18 protein-coding genes are annotated in these 22041 nt (G+C 54.8%); 8 read left to right on the top strand and 10 right to left on the bottom strand.

The features are described 5' to 3' along the window. Positions 1 to 13: 13 nt before the first annotated feature. A complete protein-coding gene (locus IG609_RS10715) occupies positions 14 to 1678 on the bottom strand; it encodes a ShlB/FhaC/HecB family hemolysin secretion/activation protein (protein WP_193400789.1) in 1665 nt (554 codons plus the stop codon). A gap of 334 nt (positions 1679 to 2012) precedes the next feature. Here IG609_RS10715 and IG609_RS10720 point away from each other — a divergent pair, with 334 nt between their 5' ends. Both IG609_RS10720 and IG609_RS10725 read left to right on the top strand, forming a co-directional pair. Next, positions 2013 to 2678, top strand: coding sequence for a GntR family transcriptional regulator (locus IG609_RS10720; RefSeq protein ID WP_193400787.1), 666 nt, complete (start codon positions 2013 to 2015; stop codon positions 2676 to 2678). Positions 2679 to 3050: 372 nt separating this feature from the next. Beyond that, positions 3051 to 4577 (top strand): methyl-accepting chemotaxis protein, encoded by a 1527-nt coding sequence (locus IG609_RS10725; protein ID WP_193396984.1) that lies wholly within the window; start codon positions 3051 to 3053, stop codon positions 4575 to 4577. Positions 4578 to 4611: 34 nt separating this feature from the next. Here the strand turns inward: IG609_RS10725 and IG609_RS10730 are convergent, their stop codons facing one another. The 8 genes from IG609_RS10730 to IG609_RS10765 all read right to left on the bottom strand — a co-directional run bounded on the left by IG609_RS10730 (position 4612) and on the right by IG609_RS10765 (position 14520). After that, complete coding sequence (locus IG609_RS10730) at positions 4612 to 5913, bottom strand: aspartate aminotransferase family protein (RefSeq protein ID WP_193400784.1); 1302 nt, start codon at positions 5911 to 5913, stop codon at positions 4612 to 4614. Continuing rightward, positions 5910 to 7034, bottom strand: coding sequence for a phosphotransferase (locus IG609_RS10735; protein WP_193400783.1), 1125 nt, complete (start codon positions 7032 to 7034; stop codon positions 5910 to 5912). Before IG609_RS10735 ends, IG609_RS10730 begins: the two co-directional genes overlap by 4 nt. Then, positions 7027 to 7761, bottom strand: coding sequence for an SDR family NAD(P)-dependent oxidoreductase (locus IG609_RS10740; protein ID WP_014915573.1), 735 nt, complete (start codon positions 7759 to 7761; stop codon positions 7027 to 7029). Before IG609_RS10740 ends, IG609_RS10735 begins: the two co-directional genes overlap by 8 nt. A gap of 414 nt (positions 7762 to 8175) precedes the next feature. Beyond that, positions 8176 to 8994: an ABC transporter permease gene (locus IG609_RS10745; protein ID WP_039509570.1), complete on the bottom strand. Its 819-nt coding sequence runs from the start codon at positions 8992 to 8994 to the stop codon at positions 8176 to 8178. Positions 8995 to 9021: 27 nt separating this feature from the next. Beyond that, positions 9022 to 10290 (bottom strand): ABC transporter permease, encoded by a 1269-nt coding sequence (locus tag IG609_RS10750; RefSeq protein WP_193396987.1) that lies wholly within the window; start codon positions 10288 to 10290, stop codon positions 9022 to 9024. 42 nt (positions 10291 to 10332) lie between these two features. After that, positions 10333 to 11412, bottom strand: coding sequence for an ABC transporter substrate-binding protein (locus tag IG609_RS10755; RefSeq protein WP_193400791.1), 1080 nt, complete (start codon positions 11410 to 11412; stop codon positions 10333 to 10335). 359 nt (positions 11413 to 11771) lie between these two features. Continuing rightward, positions 11772 to 13244 (bottom strand): NAD-dependent succinate-semialdehyde dehydrogenase, encoded by a 1473-nt coding sequence (locus IG609_RS10760; RefSeq protein WP_193396988.1) that lies wholly within the window; start codon positions 13242 to 13244, stop codon positions 11772 to 11774. Positions 13245 to 13254: 10 nt separating this feature from the next. Beyond that, a complete protein-coding gene (locus IG609_RS10765; RefSeq protein WP_102116460.1) occupies positions 13255 to 14520 on the bottom strand; it encodes a 4-aminobutyrate--2-oxoglutarate transaminase in 1266 nt (421 codons plus the stop codon). 154 nt (positions 14521 to 14674) lie between these two features. Here IG609_RS10765 and pdxR point away from each other — a divergent pair, with 154 nt between their 5' ends. The 3 genes from pdxR to IG609_RS10780 all read left to right on the top strand — a co-directional run bounded on the left by pdxR (position 14675) and on the right by IG609_RS10780 (position 17926). Further along, positions 14675 to 16168 carry a MocR-like pyridoxine biosynthesis transcription factor PdxR gene (pdxR, locus tag IG609_RS10770; protein ID WP_193400781.1) on the top strand — a complete coding sequence of 498 codons (1494 nt, stop codon included), beginning with the start codon at positions 14675 to 14677 and terminating at the stop codon, positions 16166 to 16168. A 192-nt stretch (positions 16169 to 16360) separates the two neighbouring features. After that, positions 16361 to 17455: an ABC transporter ATP-binding protein gene (locus IG609_RS10775; protein WP_193396990.1), complete on the top strand. Its 1095-nt coding sequence runs from the start codon at positions 16361 to 16363 to the stop codon at positions 17453 to 17455. Between the two features lie 135 nt (positions 17456 to 17590). Beyond that, positions 17591 to 17926 carry a hypothetical protein gene (locus IG609_RS10780; protein WP_193400779.1) on the top strand — a complete coding sequence of 112 codons (336 nt, stop codon included), beginning with the start codon at positions 17591 to 17593 and terminating at the stop codon, positions 17924 to 17926. A gap of 24 nt (positions 17927 to 17950) precedes the next feature. On the opposite strand, the gene IG609_RS10785 is transcribed toward IG609_RS10780, so the two are convergent. Further along, complete coding sequence (locus IG609_RS10785; protein WP_193396992.1) at positions 17951 to 18574, bottom strand: helix-turn-helix transcriptional regulator; 624 nt, start codon at positions 18572 to 18574, stop codon at positions 17951 to 17953. Between the two features lie 301 nt (positions 18575 to 18875). On the opposite strand from IG609_RS10785, the gene IG609_RS10790 reads away from it, so the two are divergent. From IG609_RS10790 to IG609_RS10800, 3 genes are read left to right on the top strand one after another with little or no spacing between them, the layout of a single operon-like run. Continuing rightward, positions 18876 to 19850 carry a threo-3-hydroxy-L-aspartate ammonia-lyase gene (locus IG609_RS10790; RefSeq protein WP_193400777.1) on the top strand — a complete coding sequence of 325 codons (975 nt, stop codon included), beginning with the start codon at positions 18876 to 18878 and terminating at the stop codon, positions 19848 to 19850. Positions 19851 to 19859: 9 nt separating this feature from the next. Further along, a complete protein-coding gene (locus IG609_RS10795; protein ID WP_193400775.1) occupies positions 19860 to 20798 on the top strand; it encodes an ornithine cyclodeaminase family protein in 939 nt (312 codons plus the stop codon). Beyond that, entirely contained in the window at positions 20798 to 21940 is a 1143-nt protein-coding gene (locus IG609_RS10800) for a DSD1 family PLP-dependent enzyme (RefSeq protein ID WP_193400774.1), read from the top strand. The genes IG609_RS10795 and IG609_RS10800 overlap by 1 nt, the downstream gene beginning before the upstream one ends. Positions 21941 to 22041 lie beyond the last annotated feature (101 nt).

Below are 22041 nucleotides of genomic sequence, written 5' to 3' on the forward strand. Positions count from 1 at the left end.
TAAAAATGAATAATTAAAACGATAGCCCAACGCGGTAATACACCACGGCGCTATCCGGTTTTAGCCAGTCAGGGTGTGCCAATGGCCAGCCAACCGTGATTTGTTGTGATAGATATTGATTCGCGATACCCGCGCCTAGCGCCGCGCCCCACAGCGTGCCCGCCGATTCGCTGTCGGCCTGATGTGAAGAGAGATGCCCGCCGTCTACCGCCGCCGTCAGAGTGACGCTGCCTAGCAGCGGCAGCTGCGCTGCTCGCCAGTTGAGTTCGTTGCGCCAGTAGCCGCCACGATTGCCTGAGAGATACTGCTCTTTGAAACCGCGAACGGAGGTTTCCCCGCCCAGCGTTACCTGCTCGCTGCCATACAGGCGCTGCGGTGAGTACTGGCCGTAGAGGTTGGTGAGATAATGAAGGTTGTCAGCAATCGGGTAGTAATAACTGGCCGCCAGCGTCACCTTGTTGAATTCGGCGCGCAGCGCATCATCAGATTTCCCTTCATCGCTTTCAGCGCCGAACCAGCGCGTTCCTCTGCTGTAAGCAGGATTGAGCGTCGCCAGCCCGCCCCACAGTTTCTGGCTGTGGTTGATGCCGATAATCGCGCTGCTGAGTTTACGGCTGCTGGATTGCAGCAGGACATCGTTCAGGTAATTCTGCCCGATACGGTGCGACAGACCCGCCGAGAGGCTGGTTTTCATGTCGCCGTTGCGAAACACCACACGTGACAGCGTGGCGCGGTGCGTCTGGCTGTCTCCCGTGGAATGCCAGACAAAATCCCGGTTGATGAAGTCATTGCGATAGCGGCTTTGCGAGTAGTCGTAGCTGAGCGTCCAGTAACCATAGGGCAACGACACGCCCGCTTGTAAGCTCTCGACATTGCGGCTATCGCGAAACTCGCTGCTGTGCCCGCCGTTGACAAACCACTGGTCGGCCAGTCCCAGCACGTTATCCGCCCACAGGCCGCCGCTTAGCTGTCGCTCTCCGGTACTTTTCTGCCCGCTATTATCAAAACCGATATTTGCCGTCAGCGGAATTTGCTTTTTGCTGGTCAGGTTGACGATGGAATAGCCGGGCTGACTGCTGGGCTGAATTTCGATGCTCACCTGCTGCGTCGGCATACGGTTGAGCTGTTCCATGCCCTGCTCAATATCTCGGAGATTGAGAATGTCACCTTCCAGCCCCGGGAAAACCTGCTTTAATGCCCACGTCGATTGGTTATTAAGATTGATAGATTCGAGGCGACCTTCCAGAATATCGATCTGCAATACGCCGCCAGAAAGATCTTGCTCAGCAATAAAGGCTCGACTGGTGATATAACCCCGTTCGATATACCAATTACTGACGTCATGAATCAGCTGATTTATATCATTAACATTAAGACAACGATTAATATAATCTTTATTTAACCTGTTTTTATCTTTTTCACGCAGCAAGGAGCTATTGTGATAATGAATATCTTTAATGAAAAAGCAGTGCCCAGCATCGCTTCCGCCATTGGGATTTATCGTCGTTTGAGGTTGATTTAACTGCAATAAGGCTTCGCGCTGCTGCCGAGATTGGTCAATCACTTCGGCCTGCCGCTGCTGAATATCATTTCTGTCTGCCGGATTAAGCGACGCGGAAAATACGGTATAAGAAAATAGCGCAGGCATGATAAAAATCAGCCTGAAAAAACCACGCATAGCTTCATCCCTGATGATAATAATTTTTTCGGCATAGTAGAACCGTTAATTACCAAGCTCAATATGTCAGGTAATATATAATTTTATGACAATGGGTTTGCGTTAAGTCGCGATAAAATATTTCCTTAACCAATAATTTTAGATTGGTTACGCCTTGTCATACCCTACTGCGTATTTCATGATCTTTTCTTGTCGATTCTTCACCCGTGCGATACACACCCATAGCCTCGTTGATGCATCATATTGTATATTAACGCCTCATCGTCGCAGTTTGTTGCGGCGCGAACTCATGTTTATCTCATCACGTTGCGTGGCGCTTCTCTCTGGGGGAACAGTGAATTATCCAATTGGGCAGATCAATCACAGCTATCTGGGCTCCAGCGTTTATACCATGCTGCGTGAGGCGTTAATTACCGGCCAACTCAAACCGGATGATCGCCTGAGAATACGGGAGCTCGCCGCACAGGTTGGTACCAGCGTCACGCCGGTGCGAGATGCGATCCTGCAACTGGCGAAAGAACAGGCGCTGGTGCTCAAGACGCCGCGCGATATCCGCGTCCCTCAATTGACCGAAGCCCAGTTTATCGAAATCCGCACATTGCGGCTGGCGCTGGAAGGCACGGGGGCCGAGCAGGCTGCCGCGCACATTACGCCGAAGATGCGGGGGCAGATTGAAGAGAATATTCGCCAGAATCGTCTGGCGATTGACGAGAAAAATCTACGCGAAGCGCTGCGGTTAAATAGCGAATTTCATCTGTTTCTGGCGCAGGCGGCGCGTATGCCGCTGTTGACGCAATTTATCGGCAGCCTGTGGATGCGTACGGGCCCGCTAATTGCACAGGCCTATGCACATTTTTCCGTTCAGATGGCGATCGAACATCACGAAGAGGTCTTCGCGGCGCTACAGCAGCGCGATGCCAGCGCCGCTCGACAGGCAATCCAATCCGATATTCTGGACGGCAGCGAAACGATGCTGGCTTTTATTGCTATCGATCAATAGCGTGCCGTGGCTCAACCCGCTAGCTCCGGTCATGCCACGGGCAAGCAAGAGGTCTCTCTCACTTTGGTTTTGTTTCATTTTTTTTAAAATTAAATGCATCTGGTTTTTTAAAAAAGGACAACGATGGCGTTACCTTAACGATTATTTCCATCAGTTAGCTGTAACACTACCTTTCCAGACAGGATAATATAGCAATTATTTTTCCACCAACCAGCATAGAATACTATTCTATTTATAAAACAATGTAAATTGACGCTATCGCAAGTCCCTTGACGCCATTTTTAAATTTTAGTTTATCCCAACATAAATATTCTCTTTTCTTTGTCGATATAAGAATTCCGCTCCTTGTCCCGGAGTAATTCAGAGGTACTTATGAGCATTAAATTTAAATTAATATCAGTAATGTCATTAATGGCATTACTGCTTTTGGTTGTCTCTCTTATCGGGCTTTTTGGCATGAACAATACCAACCAGTCGATGAAAACACTGTATCAGGATCGGCTGGTCGCTCTGGAGTATCTGGGCAATGTAACCAGACAGATGAACAACGTGATGTTTGAAATCGCCAGCGTTGACCTCTCACAGCCGAACGACGTCAAGACGGGGTTGGAGCACATCAAAGAAGCACAAAAGATTTATGATGTGCAATGGGATTTGTACAGCAAAACCTATTTAACAGGCGATGAACAAACATTAGAGGAACAGTACGTTGTCTTATACAAACAGTACAATGAAAAAGTTATCCTTCCCGCCATTCATGCAATACAAAAAAATGACAAAGAGGCGCTGGAATATATTATTAACCACACACTAAAAAGCGAATACGCCCCGCTGCAGAAGATTGCCGACCAATTGATAAAATTACAATCGGACGTGGGGGAGGAACTGTATAGCGAGTCACAAAGTAGTTTCAGTAATATATTACTTTCCGTAGTGATTACCCTTTTGGCGGGGATCGTTATCGTTGCCCTATCAGGCTGGCGATTGATTCTCTCGATTGCCGTACCGATAAAAAATGCCGTAGATTTAGCCAGAAAAGTGGCAAATGGCGATTTGACGCACCGCATCGAAATTACGTCGAACGATGAAATGGGACAGCTGCAAACTGCACTGCGGGAAATGGTGCTGAACCTAACCGATATCGTAGAGCGTGTACACAGCAACGCCGACATTATTGCAACCGCATCCAGCCAGATCAGCAGCGGTAATATCGATCTCTCCTCACGAACCGAGCAGCAGGCGAGTTCACTGGAAGAAACCGCGGCATCAATGGAACAAATGACGTCCTCGGTCAAACAGAATGCCACCCATGCCGCTCACGCCAGCCAGTTGGCAACCACCGCCTCACAGCGCGCTGTTGACGGCGGCAAGATGATGGGCGATGTGACATCCGTGATGCAGCAGATGGTGTCATCCGCAGAGAAAATCACCAATATTATCAGCGTGATCGACGGAATCGCATTCCAGACCAACATCCTCGCACTGAACGCCGCCGTGGAAGCCGCTCGAGCGGGTGAACAGGGCAGAGGCTTTGCGGTGGTCGCGGGTGAAGTGCGCACATTGGCACAGCGCAGCGCCAGCGCGGCTAAAGAGATCAAAGAACTGATCGGGACATCCGTCGAACAGGCAAACCGTGGACACCATGCGGTCATCGATGCGGGCAGCACAATTCAAAGCGTGGTGGAAGACATCAAACACGTGGCATCGATCGTGACCGAAATCTCCACCGCCAGCAATGAACAAAGTCTGGGCATCGGACAGATTAATATCGCGATTTCACAGATGGAAACGGTCACGCAGCAAAACGCCGCGCTGGTGAACGAAGCCGCCGCGGCCGCCAGTTCGCTGTCCGAGCGTGCGGATGAACTCAGCCATGCCGTTGCAGCATTCCGTATCTAATCCCCTTCCCTTTTCACGCCACCCGCGCGACTGATTATTCCCACGTGCGGGTGTCGATGACCGTTAACACGTCGCTCAACGTGGTTAAAAAGACATCGGCGTGTTCTATCTTAAACACCAGCGGCGGGCGGATTTTCAGCACGTTCGCCGCTGGCCCCGTTGCGCTGATCAGCACACCGCGCTGGCGCATGATATTCACGACCTGCGACGCAGATTCACTTGCAGGCGCTTTACTTTCACGATCGCTGACCAGTTCTACGCCAATAAACAAACCGTAAGCCCGAATATCTCCAATCAGCGGGAAATCCTGCGCCAGTTGTTGCAACCCTTGCCGCAGATAATCACCAACCCGCAGGGCATTCTGCTGCAACTGCTCTTCGCGAATCACCCGCAGCACCGCGTGCGCCGCCAGACAGGACACCGGATTACCGCCGAACGTATTGAAATAGCGGACATCTCGCCCAAATGCATCGAACAGTGCAGAGCGCCCAACCAATCCAGCAATCGGATGCCCGTTGCCCATCGGTTTCCCTAAGCTCACCAGATCGGGGACAACACCGTGACGCGCAAAGCCCCACATTGATTCCCCCGTGCGCCCAAAACCCGGCTGCACTTCATCCGCGATAAACAGTCCGCCCGCCTGACGGATCAGCGCCGCCGCCTGCACCATTTCACCTTCCGGCGCGCAGAACACGCCATCGCTGGAAAAAATCGTATCGATCAACAGCGCGGCAGGACGAATGCCTTCCTGCTGCATCTGCGCCAGGGCATCACGAATACTGCGAAGAAATGCACCGGGCTGACGATAGGTATCCGGCGGCTCGATCAGCTTCACGTGAGTGCCGCGCGCCACACCATCCCCCAGCGACGGCGACAGTTCTGCCAGCGCGCTGGTCACGCCGTGATACGCCCAGCGCGTTACCAACACGCCCGTTCCCCCCGTCGCATGTCGGGCAATACGCAACGCCAGATCGTTAGCTTCACTGCCAGTACAGGTCAGCATCACGTTGTTCAACTCGGCAGGAAATTCACTCAGCAGATCTTCCGCGAAATCAACAATTGCAGGGTGCAAGTATCGCGTGTGGGTATTGAGCTGTGCGCTCTGTCGCGCCATCGCCTCAACCACTGCCGGATGGCAATGCCCAACCGAGGCCACATTGTTATACACATCCAGATAGCGTTTCCCCTGATGATCGACCAGCCACACGCCCTCACCGCGTGCAACGTGCAGGGGTTCTTCATAAAACAGGCGGTAGCCGCTGCCCAATACTCGCTGACGGCGCGCCAGCAACGCCTCTGTCGTGGTCATTTCAGGCGTGATTTCTCTCTGATTCATCGCGCGTTCTCCGGGCAAACCTGCTGTAGGCGAGTCACAAACTGGGTATGGGAATAGGTCGCGATGCGCTGCAAACTGTGCCAGCAGCGCGGCACATTGCGCAGCAGATATTCCCGATTGTCGGGATAGCGTGATGCACGCCACTGCGCAATCGTCAGGGTCAGCGCCATGCGGGTCGCAATCAAATCCGGTAACAGCGCGATCTCCGCCGATGTCAGCGGTCTGTGCTGGTGATAGGCGGCAATAAACGGCACAACCTGTTCCAGCAGGTCCGCGCCATCGCCAATCTGGTACGCCAGCGCCGTCGCCACTTCGCAGATTAGCGGGGCAAAGACGGCATCGCCAAAATCGATAATGCCGGTGACCCGCGTCGGAGACGAACCGTCGACCAGCACGTTATGCGGGTTCAGATCGTTATGAATGACCTGGCGGCGTAGCGTCGTCAATTCAGGCGCGACATGACTGTCATAACGGTCAAAAGTGCGCTGAAGATGCTGATACTGCTGTCGCTCAGGAACGAAATCGAGATAAGGACGCACCTGCTCTGCGCGGCTGATATCCCACAGTAGAGAACGATTCGCCGCCGGATGCGTAAAGCCGTGAAGCGCATTGTCCAACTGCGCCAGCGTGCCCCCCAGTTGCGGCATCAGTGCCGTTGAAGGCGAAGCCAGATAGTGCGGCATGCCTGCGAGATAGCTCACCAGCCGCACGCGCAGCAGTACGCCATCAATTTCAACGCACGTTTCTGGCTGACCCGCTGTTGTCGGCCTGATGCGCGGTACGGGCAATTCGGGTGCCTGCTGAGCAAGATGCAGTAGCAACGCGGTCTGAAAATCACTGACGTCGGGAGGCTCCGCCGCATTGATGACTTTCAGCATGTAGCGTTCATCGGGCGTGACCGTCAGGCAGAAATTCATATCACGCTCGCCCTGAAGCAGCGCCATCTGCCCAGACAAGCCATATTCTTGCTGCGCGATAGCCAATGCCTGCTGACAGGAAACCTGCGGTGCCGCCTGCGTCATCAGCTCATCGCCATGCGATGCAACGTCGGCAAAAATCGGCTGATTGGACGCCTCGGAAGGAAACGTGGGAAAAAGTACAGTGCGTCGTCCGTCAGACATGCTGCCCTCCGTTAACGTGGATTTCCGCGCCGTTGACATAAGAAGCCCCGGAAGTGCAGAGAAAATAGATCAGGCTTGCTACCTCTTCGGGTTTACCTAAACGCTGCATCGGCACCTGACGCTCAATAATGTCGTCCGTCCCCGGTGACAGAATCGACGTTTCAATTTCCCCCGGCGCAATCGCATTCACGCGAACGCCGTGTGGGCCAAAATCAAAGGCCATTTCCCGCGTTAGCGCAGACAGCGCCGCTTTTGACGTGGCGTAAGCCACGCCGGCAAAGGGATGAACGCGCGATCCGGCAATCGAGGTCACATTAATCACGCAGCCCTGTGACGCTTTTAGCTCGTCAAACAAGCCGTTTGCCAGCAGCGCGCAGGAAAACAGATTGACGTTGAAGACCCGCAGCCAGGTCGCATAGTCCGTGTCGCGCACGCCCAGACGCTGCCCGTCGACACCCTTTGGTGAAATCCCTGCGTTATCGACCAGCGCATCCAACCGCCCGCCCAGCTTTTCTTTAATCAGCGGCAGCGTCTGTTGCAGGCTGTCGATATCTTCCAGATCGAGATGAATGTGATTAAGCAATTTTTCCGCCCACGGGCACTCTTCCGCCCAGTTTTGGCGCGACGCGGTAAAGATCCGCCACCCCGCCGCGTGAAAATGCTTAACGGTGGCATGCCCGATTCCCCGGCTAGCGCCGGTCAGCAAGAGTGTTTTTTGCACTGTCATACCGAATCTCCTGAGCCTTTGTACAATCATTTTTTACATAGCACACATCAAAATGGTGTTTGATGCATCATCAATTGGGTTTTAAAAAAAGCTGAAGGAATTTTCAGCGAAAAAGCGATTTTTCTCCTTGGCGTAGAATGATGCTGAAGAGAAAACGTTTTTCAGGATGAGCAGCATGGATGCTGCGAAAGCCAGTGCCGCGTCGGGAACGCGTCACTGGCGGTCCGTCAGGAAAACGTTATCTCTGAAGGCACCGCGTAGCGGCATCATGTACCGCCAAAAAGCCAGGGTTCCAAGGGCGACGGCAACTGAGCCGCCCTTGGTCGTGCGCTCTCCTATGCAAAGGGAGAAACGCGATCTCAACGCGCACGAAACAAACTAAACACCCCCCATAACGTGGTGCGATTCCCCACCTTATCCCCCACTCCGTAAACGCTCCGAGCGGCGGCGTAAAATCTCCATCACGATGAGCAGGACGAGCGCAGCGCCCACCATCATGGTGGCGGCAGCGGCTATCGTCGGGTCGAGGTTTTCGCGGATACCAGCAAACATCTGTAGCGGCAGCGTGCGCTGGCGCGGGCTGGCGAGGAACAGCGTGACGATCACCTCATCAAACGAGGTCGCGAAGGCAAAGAGCGCCCCTGAGAACACGCCGGGGGCAATCAGCGGGAACGTGACCTTGCGAAAAGCCAGCAGCGGCGAAGCACCCAGGCTGGCGGCGGCTCGCGTCAGGTTGTGATCGTAGTTCTTCAATACCGCCGTGACCGTAATCACCACGAACGGCACGCCGAGCATCGCATGGGCCAGTACCAACCCCAGATAGCTATTCAGCAGCGACAGTTTGGCGAAAAAGAAAAACATCCCTACGGCAACAATCACTACCGGCGCAATCATCGGTGAAATCAGTACCGCCATCACCAGCGACTTCCCACGAAACTCACCGCGTACCAGCCCGACCGACGCCAGCACGCCGAGCACCGTCGCCAGCAGCGTGGCAAGCGGCGCAATTAGCAGGCTGTTGCCCAGCGCCCCGAGCCATTCGCTGGAGTTGAAAAACTCGCGATACCAGCGTAGGGAAAATCCCGTCAGCGGATAACTCAGAAACGAACCGGCATTAAACGAGAGCGGCACAATCACCAGTACGGGCACGATTAAAAACAACAGCATCGCCGCCCCATAGAAATTAAAGAACGTGTTCCACAGACGGATCACCACTTCACCCTGCTGTCTCATTTGTTATCTCCCCAATATAAGGTGTGCTTAGTGCGCCGCGGCTTCCGCATTGGTGCGCGTGACACGGATGTACACGACATACAGCAACGTAACGATGATCAGCAACTGCGTCCCCAGCGCGGCCGCCATTCCCCAGTTCATGGTGGTATTGGTGAAGAACGCGACAAAATAACTCAGCATCTGGTCACTCGGCCCGCCCAGCAGCGCAGGCGTAATGTAGTAGCCAATCGCCATCATAAAGACCAGCAGCGCCCCTGCCGTCACGCCCGCGTAGGTTTGCGGCACGTAAACCCGCCAGAAGGCGATAAACGGATGCGCCCCCAGCGAAATCGCCGCGCGTACGTAGTTCGGGGAAATGCCTTTCATCACCGCGTACAGCGGTAAAATGAAGAACGGCAGCAGAATGTGAGTCATTGAGATGTAGACACCGATGCGGTTGAACACCAGCACCAGCGGCTCGTCGATCATGCCGATATGCATCAGCGAACGGTTGATCAGCCCACCGGACTGCAACAGCACAATCCAGCTCGCGGTGCGTACGATCAGCGATGTCCAGAACGGCAGTAGCACCAGAATCAGCAACAAATTGGCGCGGTTAGACGGCTGTTTTGCCAGCCAATAGGCCAGCGGATATCCCAGCCCCACGCACAGCAGCGTCACCACACCCGCCATTAGCAGCGTACGCAGCAGCACGTCGACGTACAACGCCTGATCGGCAGGCTGCGGGACAATGTGTTGCGTGGTGGCATCGACTTTTTGGTCAAACACCGCCAATAGGTAATAGCTGGTGAAAGGCCGCGCGGCGCGATCGAACGTTTGCCAGGTCGCCAACTCGCCCCACATGGGCTGTTCGCGTATTAATTGAGCGCGTATGTCGCCGCTGCCCTCGGCAGGCAGCTTACGCAGTGTACGGGTAATCAGCGTACGGTATTCCGCCCCTTCATACCCTAACCGTTTAGTGATCGTGCTTAACTTACCGCTGCTGCGGGCATCGCGCAGATCGCTAACCAGCGCCCGAAAGACGGCTTCATCCGGTACAGCTTTGCCCGACCATTGCCGCATCGCGGCAATGGTCTGTGGCATATTGTCGCGCAATTCTGGGTTGGAGACGCTTTTCCCCAAAATCGAGGTGATCGGGAAGAGAAAACTCACCACGATAAACAGAAACAGCGGTGCAATCAGCAGCAGAGAGCGTTTTTTATAGGCTTTCTGCGCGAGCCACAGTTGCTGCTTCAAGGTTGAATTTTCTTCGTTTCCGCCAGACGCTACAGCGGCGACGACATCGCTTTGGGACATAGGCTCTTTCTCCATCATCACGTACGGTCACTCACTGCGGCGTTACTGCGCGGCCCAGGCATTAAAACGTTGCTCCAGCTCTTCGCCGTGATCGATCCAAAACTCTGTATCGACTTGCAAGGCCTGTGCCAGATTATCCGGTGCGGTCGGTAGATTAACCGCAACGGCCGGTGCCAGCAGGCTGGTGGTTTTGACGTGCGTCGGGCCATACGGGATGTTTTCGGCGAATACCTTCTGGTTTTCCGGCTGGTTGGCAAACGCGATAAACTGCTCAGCCAGTGCCTTGTGCTTGGAGCCTTTGACGATCGCCCAGCTATCCAGATCGTAAATGCTATCAGCCCAAACAATCTTGAAGTCATGTCCTTCTTTTTGCGCCGCCGCGACACGGCCGTTATACGCGGAGGTCATCACCACATCGCCCGACACCAGCCATTGCAGCGGCTGTGCGCCGGATTCCCACCACTGGATATTCGATTTGATCTGATTCAATTTCTTAAAGGCGCGCTCGACACCTTCTGGCGTCGCCAACACCGTGTAGAGATCGTCACGCTTCACACCATCGGCCAGCAGCGCAATTTCCAACGTAAATTTGGCACTTTTACGCAGTGCACGTTTACCGGGGTAATCTTTCACATTCCAGAAGTCAGCCCAACTTTTCGGTGCCTGTTTCAGCTTCTCTGCGTTGTAGGTCAGCACGGTAGACCACAGGAAGATCCCCGCACCGCACTCGGTCACCGCACCTTTGACAAACTGAGATTGGTCGCCCAGTTTTGACCAGTCCAACGGTTCAAACAGCCCTTCACTACAGCCACGCATCAGTTCAGGACCTTCGACTTCCACGACGTCCCAGCCTACCTGTCCGGTTTCCACCATCGCCCGGATACGCGCCATTTCACCGTTATACTCACCGGCTTCCACCGTGCCTTTGCCCGCCGCAGCGAACGGTTTGTAAAATGCCTTATCCTGCGCATCCTTGTTTAACCCGCCGAATGAGATCACCGTGACGGATTCCGCCTGCGCCTGACAGGCCATCGTCACCAGAAAGGCCGTGACCGCCATTTTCTTCAGTATCGGACGGTTGAAGAGGCCTTTCGCTTTGGATGTGTTGGTAAATTTGGACATGGGGTTGAATAGGGTCATAGTTTCGCTCCTGGAGTGTTAGCCAACGTAATAAGGTCAAATACGAACCACAATTTTGCAGACTGCTATTTTGATGCATCATGTATCATGATAATCATGCAAGGAGATATGAGCATAAATTGTGCCAATTCGAAAATTTTATTGATGTTTTACTGCCACGACGGCGGGAACGGTGAGGAGAAGCGTCAGAGATACACAACCATCCTCTATATCTGATGCCATTTCGCCATTTTTGCCATGTTGTGGTGCAAGCCACCATTGCCTTGCACCATCCAGACACATTGCGCGTCTGGTGTGCGCGTGCCGATAGGGGCTATCGACACGCGTTTCTTACCGACGGCCTACCGTGAAAGATCGACGCAGAGATATTTCATTTCCAGATAGTCCTCGATACCGAAACGTGACCCTTCACGCCCCAGCCCAGACTGCTTCACCCCGCCAAACGGCGCGACTTCATTCGAGATCAACCCGGTATTAATGCCGACCATGCCATAATCCAGCGCTTCCGGCACCGTCCACTGACGCACGGCATCACGCGTGTAGACATAAGCTGCCAACCCAAACTCGGTATCGTTTGCCATCGCAATCGCTTCGGCTTCATCGCTGAAGCGAAACAGCGGTGCCACAGGCCCGAACGTCTCTTCACGGGCGAAGCGCATCTCGCGCGTCACCCCGCCGACGATGGTTGGCGTGAAGAACGTGCCGCCCAGTTCATGGCGTTTACCGCCCAGCAGCAGCGTTGCCCCGAGCGATAACGCATCAGCAATGTGTTGCTCAACCTTGCTGACCGCATCGGCATCAATCAGCGGCCCCTGCGTCACACCCAACTGCGTACCGTCGCCGACCTTCAACTTGCGCACTTCCTCAACCAGCCGTTCGACAAGCGCTGGATAAATACCCTCTTGCACGTAGATTCGGTTGGCGCAGACGCAGGTCTGCCCGCTGTTGCGGAACTTGGAGGCCAGAATGCCTTTCACCGCCTGATCCACATCAGCATCATCGAATACGATAAACGGCGCGTTGCCGCCCAGCTCCAGCGACAGCTTTTTCACCGTCGGCGCACTCTGCGCCATCAGAATGCGGCCTACTTCCGTCGAACCCGTGAAGCTCAGCTTGCGCACCACCGGGCTATCGCACAGCACTTTACCGACCGACTGCGCATCGCCGACGATGACCTGCAATACGCCGCGCGGAATACCGGCCTGCTGCGCCAGCTCCGCCAGCGCAAGTGCGGTAAACGGTGTCTGCTCGGCAGGTTTAACGATCATCGTGCAGCCGGCCGCCAGCGCGGGCCCGACCTTACGCGTGATCATCGCCGCAGGGAAATTCCACGGCGTAATCGCCGCACACACGCCAATCGGCTGCTTGATGACCAGCAAGCGCTGTTGCCCCTGCGGTGATTGCAGCACGCTGCCTTCAATACGCTTGGCTTCTTCCGCAAACCAGTCGATAAAGCTGGTCGCATAGGCGATTTCGCCCCGCGCTTCCGCCAACGGTTTTCCCTGCTCCGCCGTCAGCAACACAGCCAGATCCTCCTGATTGTCCATAATCAGGCGCGCCCACGCCTGCAATAGCGCGGCTCGTTCTTTTCCTGTCTTCTTACGCCATTCAACTAACGCCAACTCTGCGGCGGCAATCGCCTGCTCGGTTTGTGACACTGTCACTAACGGTACGCTACCCAACACCGCGCCCGTCGCCGGATTGATGACATCCAGACGTTCACCGCTTTGGCTGTCTTGCCACTCGCCGTCAATCAGGCAGTGTTGACGGAATAAAGTTTGTTGTTTCAATGAAATGGGTGATTTCAGTTGCATAGTTTCTCTTCTATCGTGTTAATACGCGCGTCAGGATGTTCATCGCCTTGCTGAACTGATCGTCAGGCACCGTTAACGGGTACAGGAAACGGATCACGTTGCCATGTACGCCACAAGTCAGCAGCAGCAGACCGGCTTCCAACGCGCTTTTCTGAAATTGGCGGGTAATTTCTGCCGACGGTTTACCCGTATTCGGATCGTTAAACTCAGCCGCCACCATCGATCCCTGTGCACGAATCGCCACCAGTGCCGGACACTGCGCTTTGATTTTCTCCAGCGTTTCCACCAGTGCGGCACCCAGACGCTGTGCGCGTTGGCACAATTTCTCTTCTTCAATCACGTCCAATACCGCCAGCGCGGAAGCGACCGACAGTGGGTTACCCGCATAGGTGCCGCCCAATCCGCCCGGCGCGGGAGCATCCATGACGTCAACACGACCGACGACACCGGAGATCGGGAAGCCGCCGCCCAAGCTTTTCGCCATGGTGATCAGATCCGCTTTCTCCGCGTAATATTCCATCGCAAACAGCTTACCGGTACGCGCAAAGCCCGTCTGCACTTCGTCGGCAATCAGCAGGATGCCATGTTCGTCGCACAGTTTACGCAGCCCGCTGATAAAGGCCGGTGGCGCGACGTGGAAACCACCTTCGCCCTGTACCGGTTCCAGCAGAATGGCGGCTACCTGATCGGCGGCGATGTCGGTATGCATCAGCCGTTCGACGCTTTCCAACGCCTGTTCAACGGTGATGCCTTGCTTCTCATTCGGATAAAGCGCATGAAAAATAGAGCCGGGGAACGGGCCGAACCCTGTGGAATACGGTGCCACTTTGCCCGTCAGCGTCATCGTCAGCAGCGTGCGGCCGTGGAACGCCGCGTTGAAGGCGATTACGCCGGGGCGTTTGGTGTATGCGCGAGCGATTTTCACCGCGTTTTCTACCGCTTCAGCACCGGTGGTAAAGAACGTGGTCTTTGCCGCACCGTCAATGGGTGCCAGCGCGTTGATGCGCTCGGCCAACGTGACATAACTACCGTAAGGCACAATCTGGTAGGCCGTGTGGGTAAAGCGATCCAACTGCTCGCGTACCGCCGCGACAATCTTCGGGTGGCGGTGGCCAGTATTCAGTACCGCAATCCCAGCGGCAAAATCGATAAATTCCCGCCCTTCCACATCCCACAGGGTGCTGTTTTCCGCACGCTCGGCATAGAAATCACACATGACGCCCACACCACGCGGTGTGGCGGCCAGACGGCGTTGATTCAGTTCGCTATTCTTCATAGTCTGCTCCGGTATCTCAAACACATCGGTTAGTCGTTGAACGATGGTGAGTCGAACGATGATTGCTAGTTTAGTTGCAAGATGATGATGTCATTTAGACGCGAGATGGTTCTATAATCCAGTGCCAGTTTTTAATATTTGAAGGATCCACTTTTTGCGCTCACTTCTGACCGACTTATTGCTTCAGCGTTTAGCAAACCAGCAAGACGGCGCGCTGAACAAGCGTTTGTACGACTGCATTCGGCTAGCAATTCTTGATGGCGCGATTGCCGCTGGCGAGCGTTTGCCGTCATCACGCGATCTGGCGCAGCAGTTGTCGCTGTCGCGCAATACCGTGCTGACGGCTTACGAACAGCTACTGGCAGAAGGCTATATTGAAGCGCGCAAAGGAAGCGGGACTTTCGTCACGGAACAGTTACCCGATGGCAATATGCAGCCGGTTAACAGCGACAACGCAGGGGAGATACGTGAGCCTAAACATGAGCTCTCGCGTCGCGGCATGCATCTACTGGGCTATGCCGGTGCTTCTGTCCGACAATGGGGCGCATTTATGCCCGGCATTCCGGATATCGCCAGCTTCCCTCATGATTTATGGCGGCGTATTCAAACGCGCCTGACAAAGCGTGTTCGACCCGAACAACTCTCCTATTCGCCGATTGGCGGTTGCCCCGAACTGCAATTGGCACTGGTGGATTACCTGCGCGTCGCCCGTTCTGTGGAATGTACGCCGGAGCAGATTCTGATTACCGAAGGCACTCATCAGGCGATGGATCTGCTGGCTAAAATGCTGTGCAACCCCAGCGATCTGGCCTGGATTGAAGATCCCTGCTATTGGGGCATTCGTAATGTCCTGACGATTAACGGTCTGCGCATTGCTCCCGTCGACGTGGATGAGCAAGGGCTGGTACCGCCAGAAGCGCTCTCACCCGACGATGCCCCACGCCTGATTTGCGTGACACCGTCACATCAGTATCCGCTGGGTGCGGTGATGAGTCTGGCGCGGCGTCAACGGCTGCTGGCACTGGCGCAGGAGCACGGCTGCTGGGTCGTTGAGGATGATTACGACAGCGAGTTTCGCTTTTCCGGTAGCCCGATTCCCGCGTTACAAGGGTTACAGGCGCAATCGCCGGTGATCTACATCGGCACATTCAGTAAAACGCTCTACCCCGGCCTGCGTGTGAGTTACATGGTGCTGCCACCGCTGCTGGCGCAGTCGCTGAAGACAGCACATTCAGAACTCTATCGCGGCGGGCACTGGCTCACGCAGGCGACGCTCGCGCAGTTTATCCGCGAAGGCCACTACGCCGCGCATATCCGCCGTATGCGTCTGCTGTATGCCAAACGTCGCGCGCTATTGACGTCACTGATCGAACAGCATCTGGGGGCAGATTACGTCGGAGACAACAGCAACGCCGGGCTGCATATGCTGCTCAGCCTGCCTTCCCACATCGATGATGTTGTATTGAGTGCTGCGATTTTGCGCCGTGGCGTGATGGTCAAACCGCTTTCCAGCTACTATCTGCAACCGACGCCGCAGCGCGGTTTATTACTGGGCTACGCCAGCGTGGAAGAGAGCTACATGACGCAGGCTTTTTCCGTGATTGTGGCCTGTATTCAGGCGCTGAATCCCCCTCATTCTGACGCCTGACAGCTCCCGTTTTTATATGCGTTCCTTCGCACCGTTACGGTGCCACCCGCCCTCGATGCGCCCCATTACTGCGCACCCGTTGTCGTGAACAATGGCGTTATGACGCATTGCAACGCGGTATTTTCTACTCGCTAAACATCCGGCATGGTTTATGCATTCTTATGAATAACAGTGACTGCCGGAGAGTGAAAAATGAGAAATTATGTCAGCTTCAAGAATGTTCAGAAGACCTATGACGGCGACCGCCTGATCGTCAAAAACCTTAATCTGGATATCCGTGAAGGTGAATTTCTGACCCTGCTTGGGCCATCCGGCTCGGGAAAAACCACCAGTCTGATGATGCTCGCCGGATTTGAAACCCCGACGCAGGGGGAAATTATGCTGCGCGACGCCCCGCTGCACCATCTCCCGCCGCACCAACGCGACATCGGCATGGTGTTTCAGAACTACGCGCTGTTCCCCCACATGACCGTGGCGGAGAATCTGGCATTTCCACTCTCCATCCGCCGCCTGAACCGTGCCGATATCAAAGAGAAAGTGGATCGGGTACTGGATCGCGTGAAGCTCACCAGTCTGGCCGATCGCTATCCTGCACAGATGTCCGGCGGCCAGCAGCAGCGTGTGGCGCTGGCTCGCGCACTGGTTTTCGAGCCAAAGCTGGTGCTGATGGATGAACCGTTGGGCGCGTTGGATAAGCAACTGCGTGAGCATATGCAGTTGGAAATTAAAGAGCTACACCAGTCGCTGGAGTTAACCGTGGTGTACGTCACCCATGACCAGAGCGAAGCGATGACCATGTCCAACCGCGTCGCCGTGTTTAACGATGGCGTGATTCAGCAGATGGACAGCCCCAGCGACATCTACGAAAAACCGGAGAATGCGTTTGTGGCGCAGTTTATCGGCGAAAACAATACGCTGCTCGCCACGCGTGCCGAGGCCGAAGGTGCATTCTATCGGGCAACGCTGGACGACGGCACTTCGCTACGCGCACTGAAAGTCCGTCCTAGCTCGTCAGGCCGAAAAATTACGCTCTGCATCCGTCCAGAACGTATTCACGTCAACGCGGCTCACGTCGATGACGGCATGCAGCACGTCAAAGCCCGCATTCAGCAGTTCATCTATCTGGGCGATCACGTCAGGATGATGACGGAAGTGGCAGGCCAGCCGCAGTTTATGGTGAAACTCCCCGCCAGCGAAATTCAGCCACACTGGAAAGCCGGCACCGAAGTCAATCTGTCCTGGCAACCGGAACACCTGCGCGCGCTGGATAGCATCGTAACGCATTAGGCGTGGCGCACTGACAGCACCAAGAATATGCGGGAAAAACCATCAGACAGGAAATAAGAAAGAAAGCGCGTTGCCCCTGCACAGGGGCAACGGATATCACAGCACTTTGAGGAAGGTCCAACGCTAAATTTTGAAATGTTACAAAATTTCCATCTGCATGATTCAGAACTGGATGGGAGTACCCTAAAGTATGCACTCTACGCCGTACTATTTTTCATAATAGAGACACAATGCACCGGAGTCCGCTTAATCGAACCGATTAATGATAGTGTTGCTAACTATTATATTACACAAGGTTTTGAGGATATAACGGGAGGTAGCAAAACGATACTGTGGCGCTCTTCAGAAAATCTTCTTCAATGGCTTCGTGAAGACATTCAGGTAGTAAACGACGACGTTGAAGGTGAGTATTTTTTAGGCGATAATCATCTCAATGAGAACGAATTTAATGGAGGTGAAAATGGCAACTAACAGAAAAAAACCTATGATCCGCCCCTAATCCTTCGCATACAAATACACCGACGCCCGTGATACGCCGAGGTGCTGGGCGATGGTTTCCATCGATTTTTTGACTTCCAGCAGGCCGCTGTCTTTCAGTTCCTGAAGCAGGATTTTTCTGTCCTGCGCTTTTAGCGCTCGTGGCGTGGTGGCAAGTCGGGCGGCGAAGTGATCGATGTGTTGTCTGATCGCTGCCGCGCCGTTTGGTTCTAAATGCTCCGTTACGGAGTCCGACGAGAACTGGGTGAACTGCGCCAGCGCATTTTGCATGCCTCGAAAGAGCGTCATATCGACGTTCAGGCACAGCGCGGCGACGTATTCGCCTTCCGCATTCTTGATGCCGACCGAGGTGCTTTTTACCGGACGTCCGTCTGCAAACTGGTTGGCGTAGTTCGCCAAAATATTGGGAAACTCGGGCGAGGCGATACGGGCAAGACCCAGTTCCGTTGCAGGCGCACCCACCTCCCTGCCGGAGAGGTTATTGTGAATGGAAAGTATCGCGTGTTCTGGGTTTTTCAGATCGTGCACAACCACTTCACAGAATGGCGCGAACGTTTCGCTCAGCCCTTTGGCTATCGCTTCTAACTGCGTCAGCAGCAGACCTTCTCCAGATGCAGACATATTCCTCTCCCATTCCTCTACTCATGCTTGCGCAAGCGCGTTTTCTGGCGCTGAGTGTACTGTAAGTACACCTGATTTAGTACCACACGCGATGTCGTCAGCGGTCGCTCCGGGTTCCGTGACACATACTCGTTCCGGTTTTTTTCAGTAGCACGCGATGCACCTCACGGTGGTCGAAGACCTAAAGACAAATCACATTAGACAATTTATCTAATTTTATATATTTTGTTTATGACGCATTCGACAACATCGGAACCAACGACTCCGGTATTCATAATCACTAACATCGGATTATCCAACTATGAGCGACTTACGCCTCCCTACTTACGACGATGTGGTAGCCGCAGCGGAACGTATTGATGGCTATGCCAATAAGACACCGGTGATGACATCGCGCACGGTCAATGACACATTCGGCGCAGAGGTTTTCTTCAAGTGTGAAAACTTCCAGCGTACAGGCGCATTTAAGTTTCGCGGCGCCATGAATGCCTTATTACAATTCACTGACGCGCAAAAAGCGGCTGGCGTGGTCACCTTCTCTTCCGGTAACCATGCGCAGGCGATTGCGCTGGCCGCCAAATTACTCGGTATTCCCGCAACGATTGTCATGCCGCACGATGCCCCCGCGATAAAGATCGCCGCAACACGGGGCTACGGTGGCAACGTGGTGCAATACAATCGGTACACTGAAGATCGTGAGCAGATCGGTAACGATCTGGCGAAAAAGCACGGCCTGACGCTCATTCCCCCTTTCGACCACCCGCATGTTATTGCCGGGCAAGGAACGGTGGTGAAAGAGCTATTGGAAGAGACAGGCGAATTGGATGCCTTGTTCGTCTGCGTAGGTGGTGGAGGTCTGCTGGCGGGATCCGCGCTTTCCGCCCGTCAGCTGTCGCCACAATGCCTTATTTATGGTGTTGAACCTCTCGCAGGCAACGATGGGCAGCAATCGCTTCGCAGTGGCCATATCGTGCATATCGACACACCGCAAACCATTGCCGATGGCGCACAAATACAGCAACTCGGCCGCTACCCCTTCGCCCTGATTCGTCAGAACGTCGACGATATTCTGACCGTGACGGACGATGACCTGATTGACACGATGCGGTTTTATGCCGAGCGCATGAAGATCGTTGTTGAGCCAACGGGATGTCTCAGCTTTGCAGCGGCGCGCAATCTCAGGGAATCGCTACGCGGTAAACGCATCGGCATTGTTATCAGCGGCGGGAACGTCGATATCAGCCGCTACGGCGCATTTCTGACCGGCAACGCCTAAGGAAAAACGATGATCTTTATTTCTGAAGCAGAGTCAGCGGCACTTATCAGCCATGAGCTGGCTTATGACGCCGTTCGTGAAGCCCTGATCGCCGCCAGCGAACCGGAAGCACGTAGTTTTCCGGTGGTACATGGGCAAGGTTCCGATCCGGTCAACACCTTCAGCATCAAGGCCTCAGCAACCCATGAACTCGCGGGACTAAAAGTCGGTTCGTTCTGGCCGGGAAACCCCGCCAACGGGCTACCCCGCCATAATTCCCTCATTCTGCTGTTCGATCAGCAAATCGGGAAAATAGCGGTCGCGATTGAAGGCGGAAAGGTGAACGCCTTTCGTACCGCCGCTGCCAACGCCGTTGCCGCCGATTTGCTGGCAAGACCCGATGCCTCGGTTCTCGCCGTGTTCGGAACCGGTCATCAGGCCCGCTATGAGTGCGCCGCGCTGGCAAGAATACGGCCAATCCGTACCCTGCTGATTGTCGGGCGCGATAGCAGCAAATCCGCAGAGATGGCGCAAGAATTCAAGGCAGCCGGACTGGATGCGCACGTCAGCGATGCCGAAAGCGCGTGTCGCGCGGCGGATATCATCGTGACCGCAACGCCATCACGCACGCCGCTGTTTAACGCCGAGTGGGTTAACGCCGGAACGCACGTTGTCAGCATGGGATCGGACGCCGTCGGCAAGCAGGAACTGCCGCCAGAGCTGTTTACTGCAGGCCGCCTGTTTTGCGATCTGCCTTCCCAATCCCGAATGATTGGTGACTTCCAACATGCGCCAGCCCATGTGACGCTGACCGCCATCGGCGACGTGATTAGCGCAAGCGCAGCAGGACGACAAACGCCGGACGATATCACCGTGTTTGACAGCTCCGGTTTGTCGATTCAGGACTTATATATCGGCCAACGCATTCTTGCCGCCTGGCAGCAGGCTAAACAAACTGAAGGTGCATAATGAACAATATTGACTGGCTTAACGCGCTGGAAACGCCCTTTTTGCTGATTGATGAGTTCCGCTTTCAACGCAACATCGACAGGCTTTATCAGCGTACGGAAAAATTAGGCAGCCAGATCCGGCCGCATCTCAAAACGCTACGCTCGATTGAAGCCGGTCGCTATCTGCTCAAAGACGCGGCGTCACCCGCGACGGTTTCGACGTTGGCAGAAGCGGAAGCCTTTGCCGCCGCCGGTTATACCAACCTGCTCTACGCCGTAGGGATCGCCCCGCACAAGCTGCCGCGTATCGCCAGCTTAATCCGCAAAGGCGTGAATATTCATATTCTGCTGGATAGCCCAGAACAGGCGCGCGCGGTGACGGATTATGCCCGCGCCAATGGCGTGACGTTTTCGGTCTTTATTGAGATCGACTGTGACGGGCATCGCGGCGGCATCCCACCAGAAAGCGACGCATTACTTGAGCTGGCACAGCAGATCGACGGCAACGGCGCGACGCTCACCGGCCTGCTGGCACACGCGGGAGAATCGTACGCCTGCCGTACGGACGAGGCGATCAGGGCGGCTGCACGCACCGAGTGCAAAGCCATCAATATCGCCGGACAGCGAGTGCGCGCGCTGGGAATTGCCTGCCCCGTGCTCAGCGTCGGTGCCACACCGACGGCGCACTTTGCCGAGGATTTAACTGGCATTACCGAGGTCAGAGCAGGCGTTTTCACCACATTCGATCTGGTGATGAAAAATGTCGGGGTCTGTTCGCTGGATGATATCGCGCTGTCGGTCGTCAGCACTGTGATTGGACATAATCGCGAAAAAGGCTGGGTGTTTATCGATGCGGGCTGGATGGCACTTTCCCGCGATCGCGGTACGGCCTCTCAGGCAAAAGATTACGGTTATGGGCTGGTTTGCGATCTGTATGGCAGCCCTTACCACGACCTCTGCGTGACGATCACCAATCAGGAACACGGCATCATCGCGCTACCCGCCGACAGTGGGCTTTCGGTCGATAATTTCCCCGTCGGCACGCGGTTGCGGATATTGCCTAACCACGCCTGCGCGACGGCCGCGATGCACCAGCACTATCAGGTGCTGAAATCACACAGGAATGAGCAGGAAACCTGGCAGCGCATTACCGGCTGGTGATGCTCGGCTGACCATAATCGGCCACGCCGCCCGACCTGAACGCGTCGGGCGGTCATTTCGCATTACGCATGTTTATCTCTGCGCGCCGTTAGCGCGTTCAG

Source organism: Pectobacterium quasiaquaticum, assembly GCF_014946775.2.
In the GTDB taxonomy this organism is placed as follows: domain Bacteria; phylum Pseudomonadota; class Gammaproteobacteria; order Enterobacterales; family Enterobacteriaceae; genus Pectobacterium; species Pectobacterium aquaticum.

Coding starts and splice junctions, on each gene's coding strand:
- IG609_RS10755 (WP_193400791.1), bottom strand. CDS start 11,412: ATGTCCAAATTTACCAACACATCCAAAGCGAAAGGCCTCTTCAACCGT.
- IG609_RS10790 (WP_193400777.1), top strand. CDS start 18,876: ATGAGCGACTTACGCCTCCCTACTTACGACGATGTGGTAGCCGCAGCG.
- IG609_RS10780 (WP_193400779.1), top strand. CDS start 17,591: ATGTTACAAAATTTCCATCTGCATGATTCAGAACTGGATGGGAGTACC.
- IG609_RS10785 (WP_193396992.1), bottom strand. CDS start 18,574: ATGTCTGCATCTGGAGAAGGTCTGCTGCTGACGCAGTTAGAAGCGATA.
- IG609_RS10715 (WP_193400789.1), bottom strand. CDS start 1,678: ATGCGTGGTTTTTTCAGGCTGATTTTTATCATGCCTGCGCTATTTTCT.
- IG609_RS10740 (WP_014915573.1), bottom strand. CDS start 7,761: ATGACAGTGCAAAAAACACTCTTGCTGACCGGCGCTAGCCGGGGAATC.
- IG609_RS10795 (WP_193400775.1), top strand. CDS start 19,860: ATGATCTTTATTTCTGAAGCAGAGTCAGCGGCACTTATCAGCCATGAG.
- IG609_RS10730 (WP_193400784.1), bottom strand. CDS start 5,913: ATGAATCAGAGAGAAATCACGCCTGAAATGACCACGACAGAGGCGTTG.
- IG609_RS10725 (WP_193396984.1), top strand. CDS start 3,051: ATGAGCATTAAATTTAAATTAATATCAGTAATGTCATTAATGGCATTA.
- IG609_RS10745 (WP_039509570.1), bottom strand. CDS start 8,994: ATGAGACAGCAGGGTGAAGTGGTGATCCGTCTGTGGAACACGTTCTTT.
- IG609_RS10775 (WP_193396990.1), top strand. CDS start 16,361: ATGAGAAATTATGTCAGCTTCAAGAATGTTCAGAAGACCTATGACGGC.
- IG609_RS10750 (WP_193396987.1), bottom strand. CDS start 10,290: ATGTCCCAAAGCGATGTCGTCGCCGCTGTAGCGTCTGGCGGAAACGAA.
- IG609_RS10765 (WP_102116460.1), bottom strand. CDS start 14,520: ATGAAGAATAGCGAACTGAATCAACGCCGTCTGGCCGCCACACCGCGT.
- IG609_RS10800 (WP_193400774.1), top strand. CDS start 20,798: ATGAACAATATTGACTGGCTTAACGCGCTGGAAACGCCCTTTTTGCTG.
- IG609_RS10735 (WP_193400783.1), bottom strand. CDS start 7,034: ATGTCTGACGGACGACGCACTGTACTTTTTCCCACGTTTCCTTCCGAG.
- IG609_RS10760 (WP_193396988.1), bottom strand. CDS start 13,244: ATGCAACTGAAATCACCCATTTCATTGAAACAACAAACTTTATTCCGT.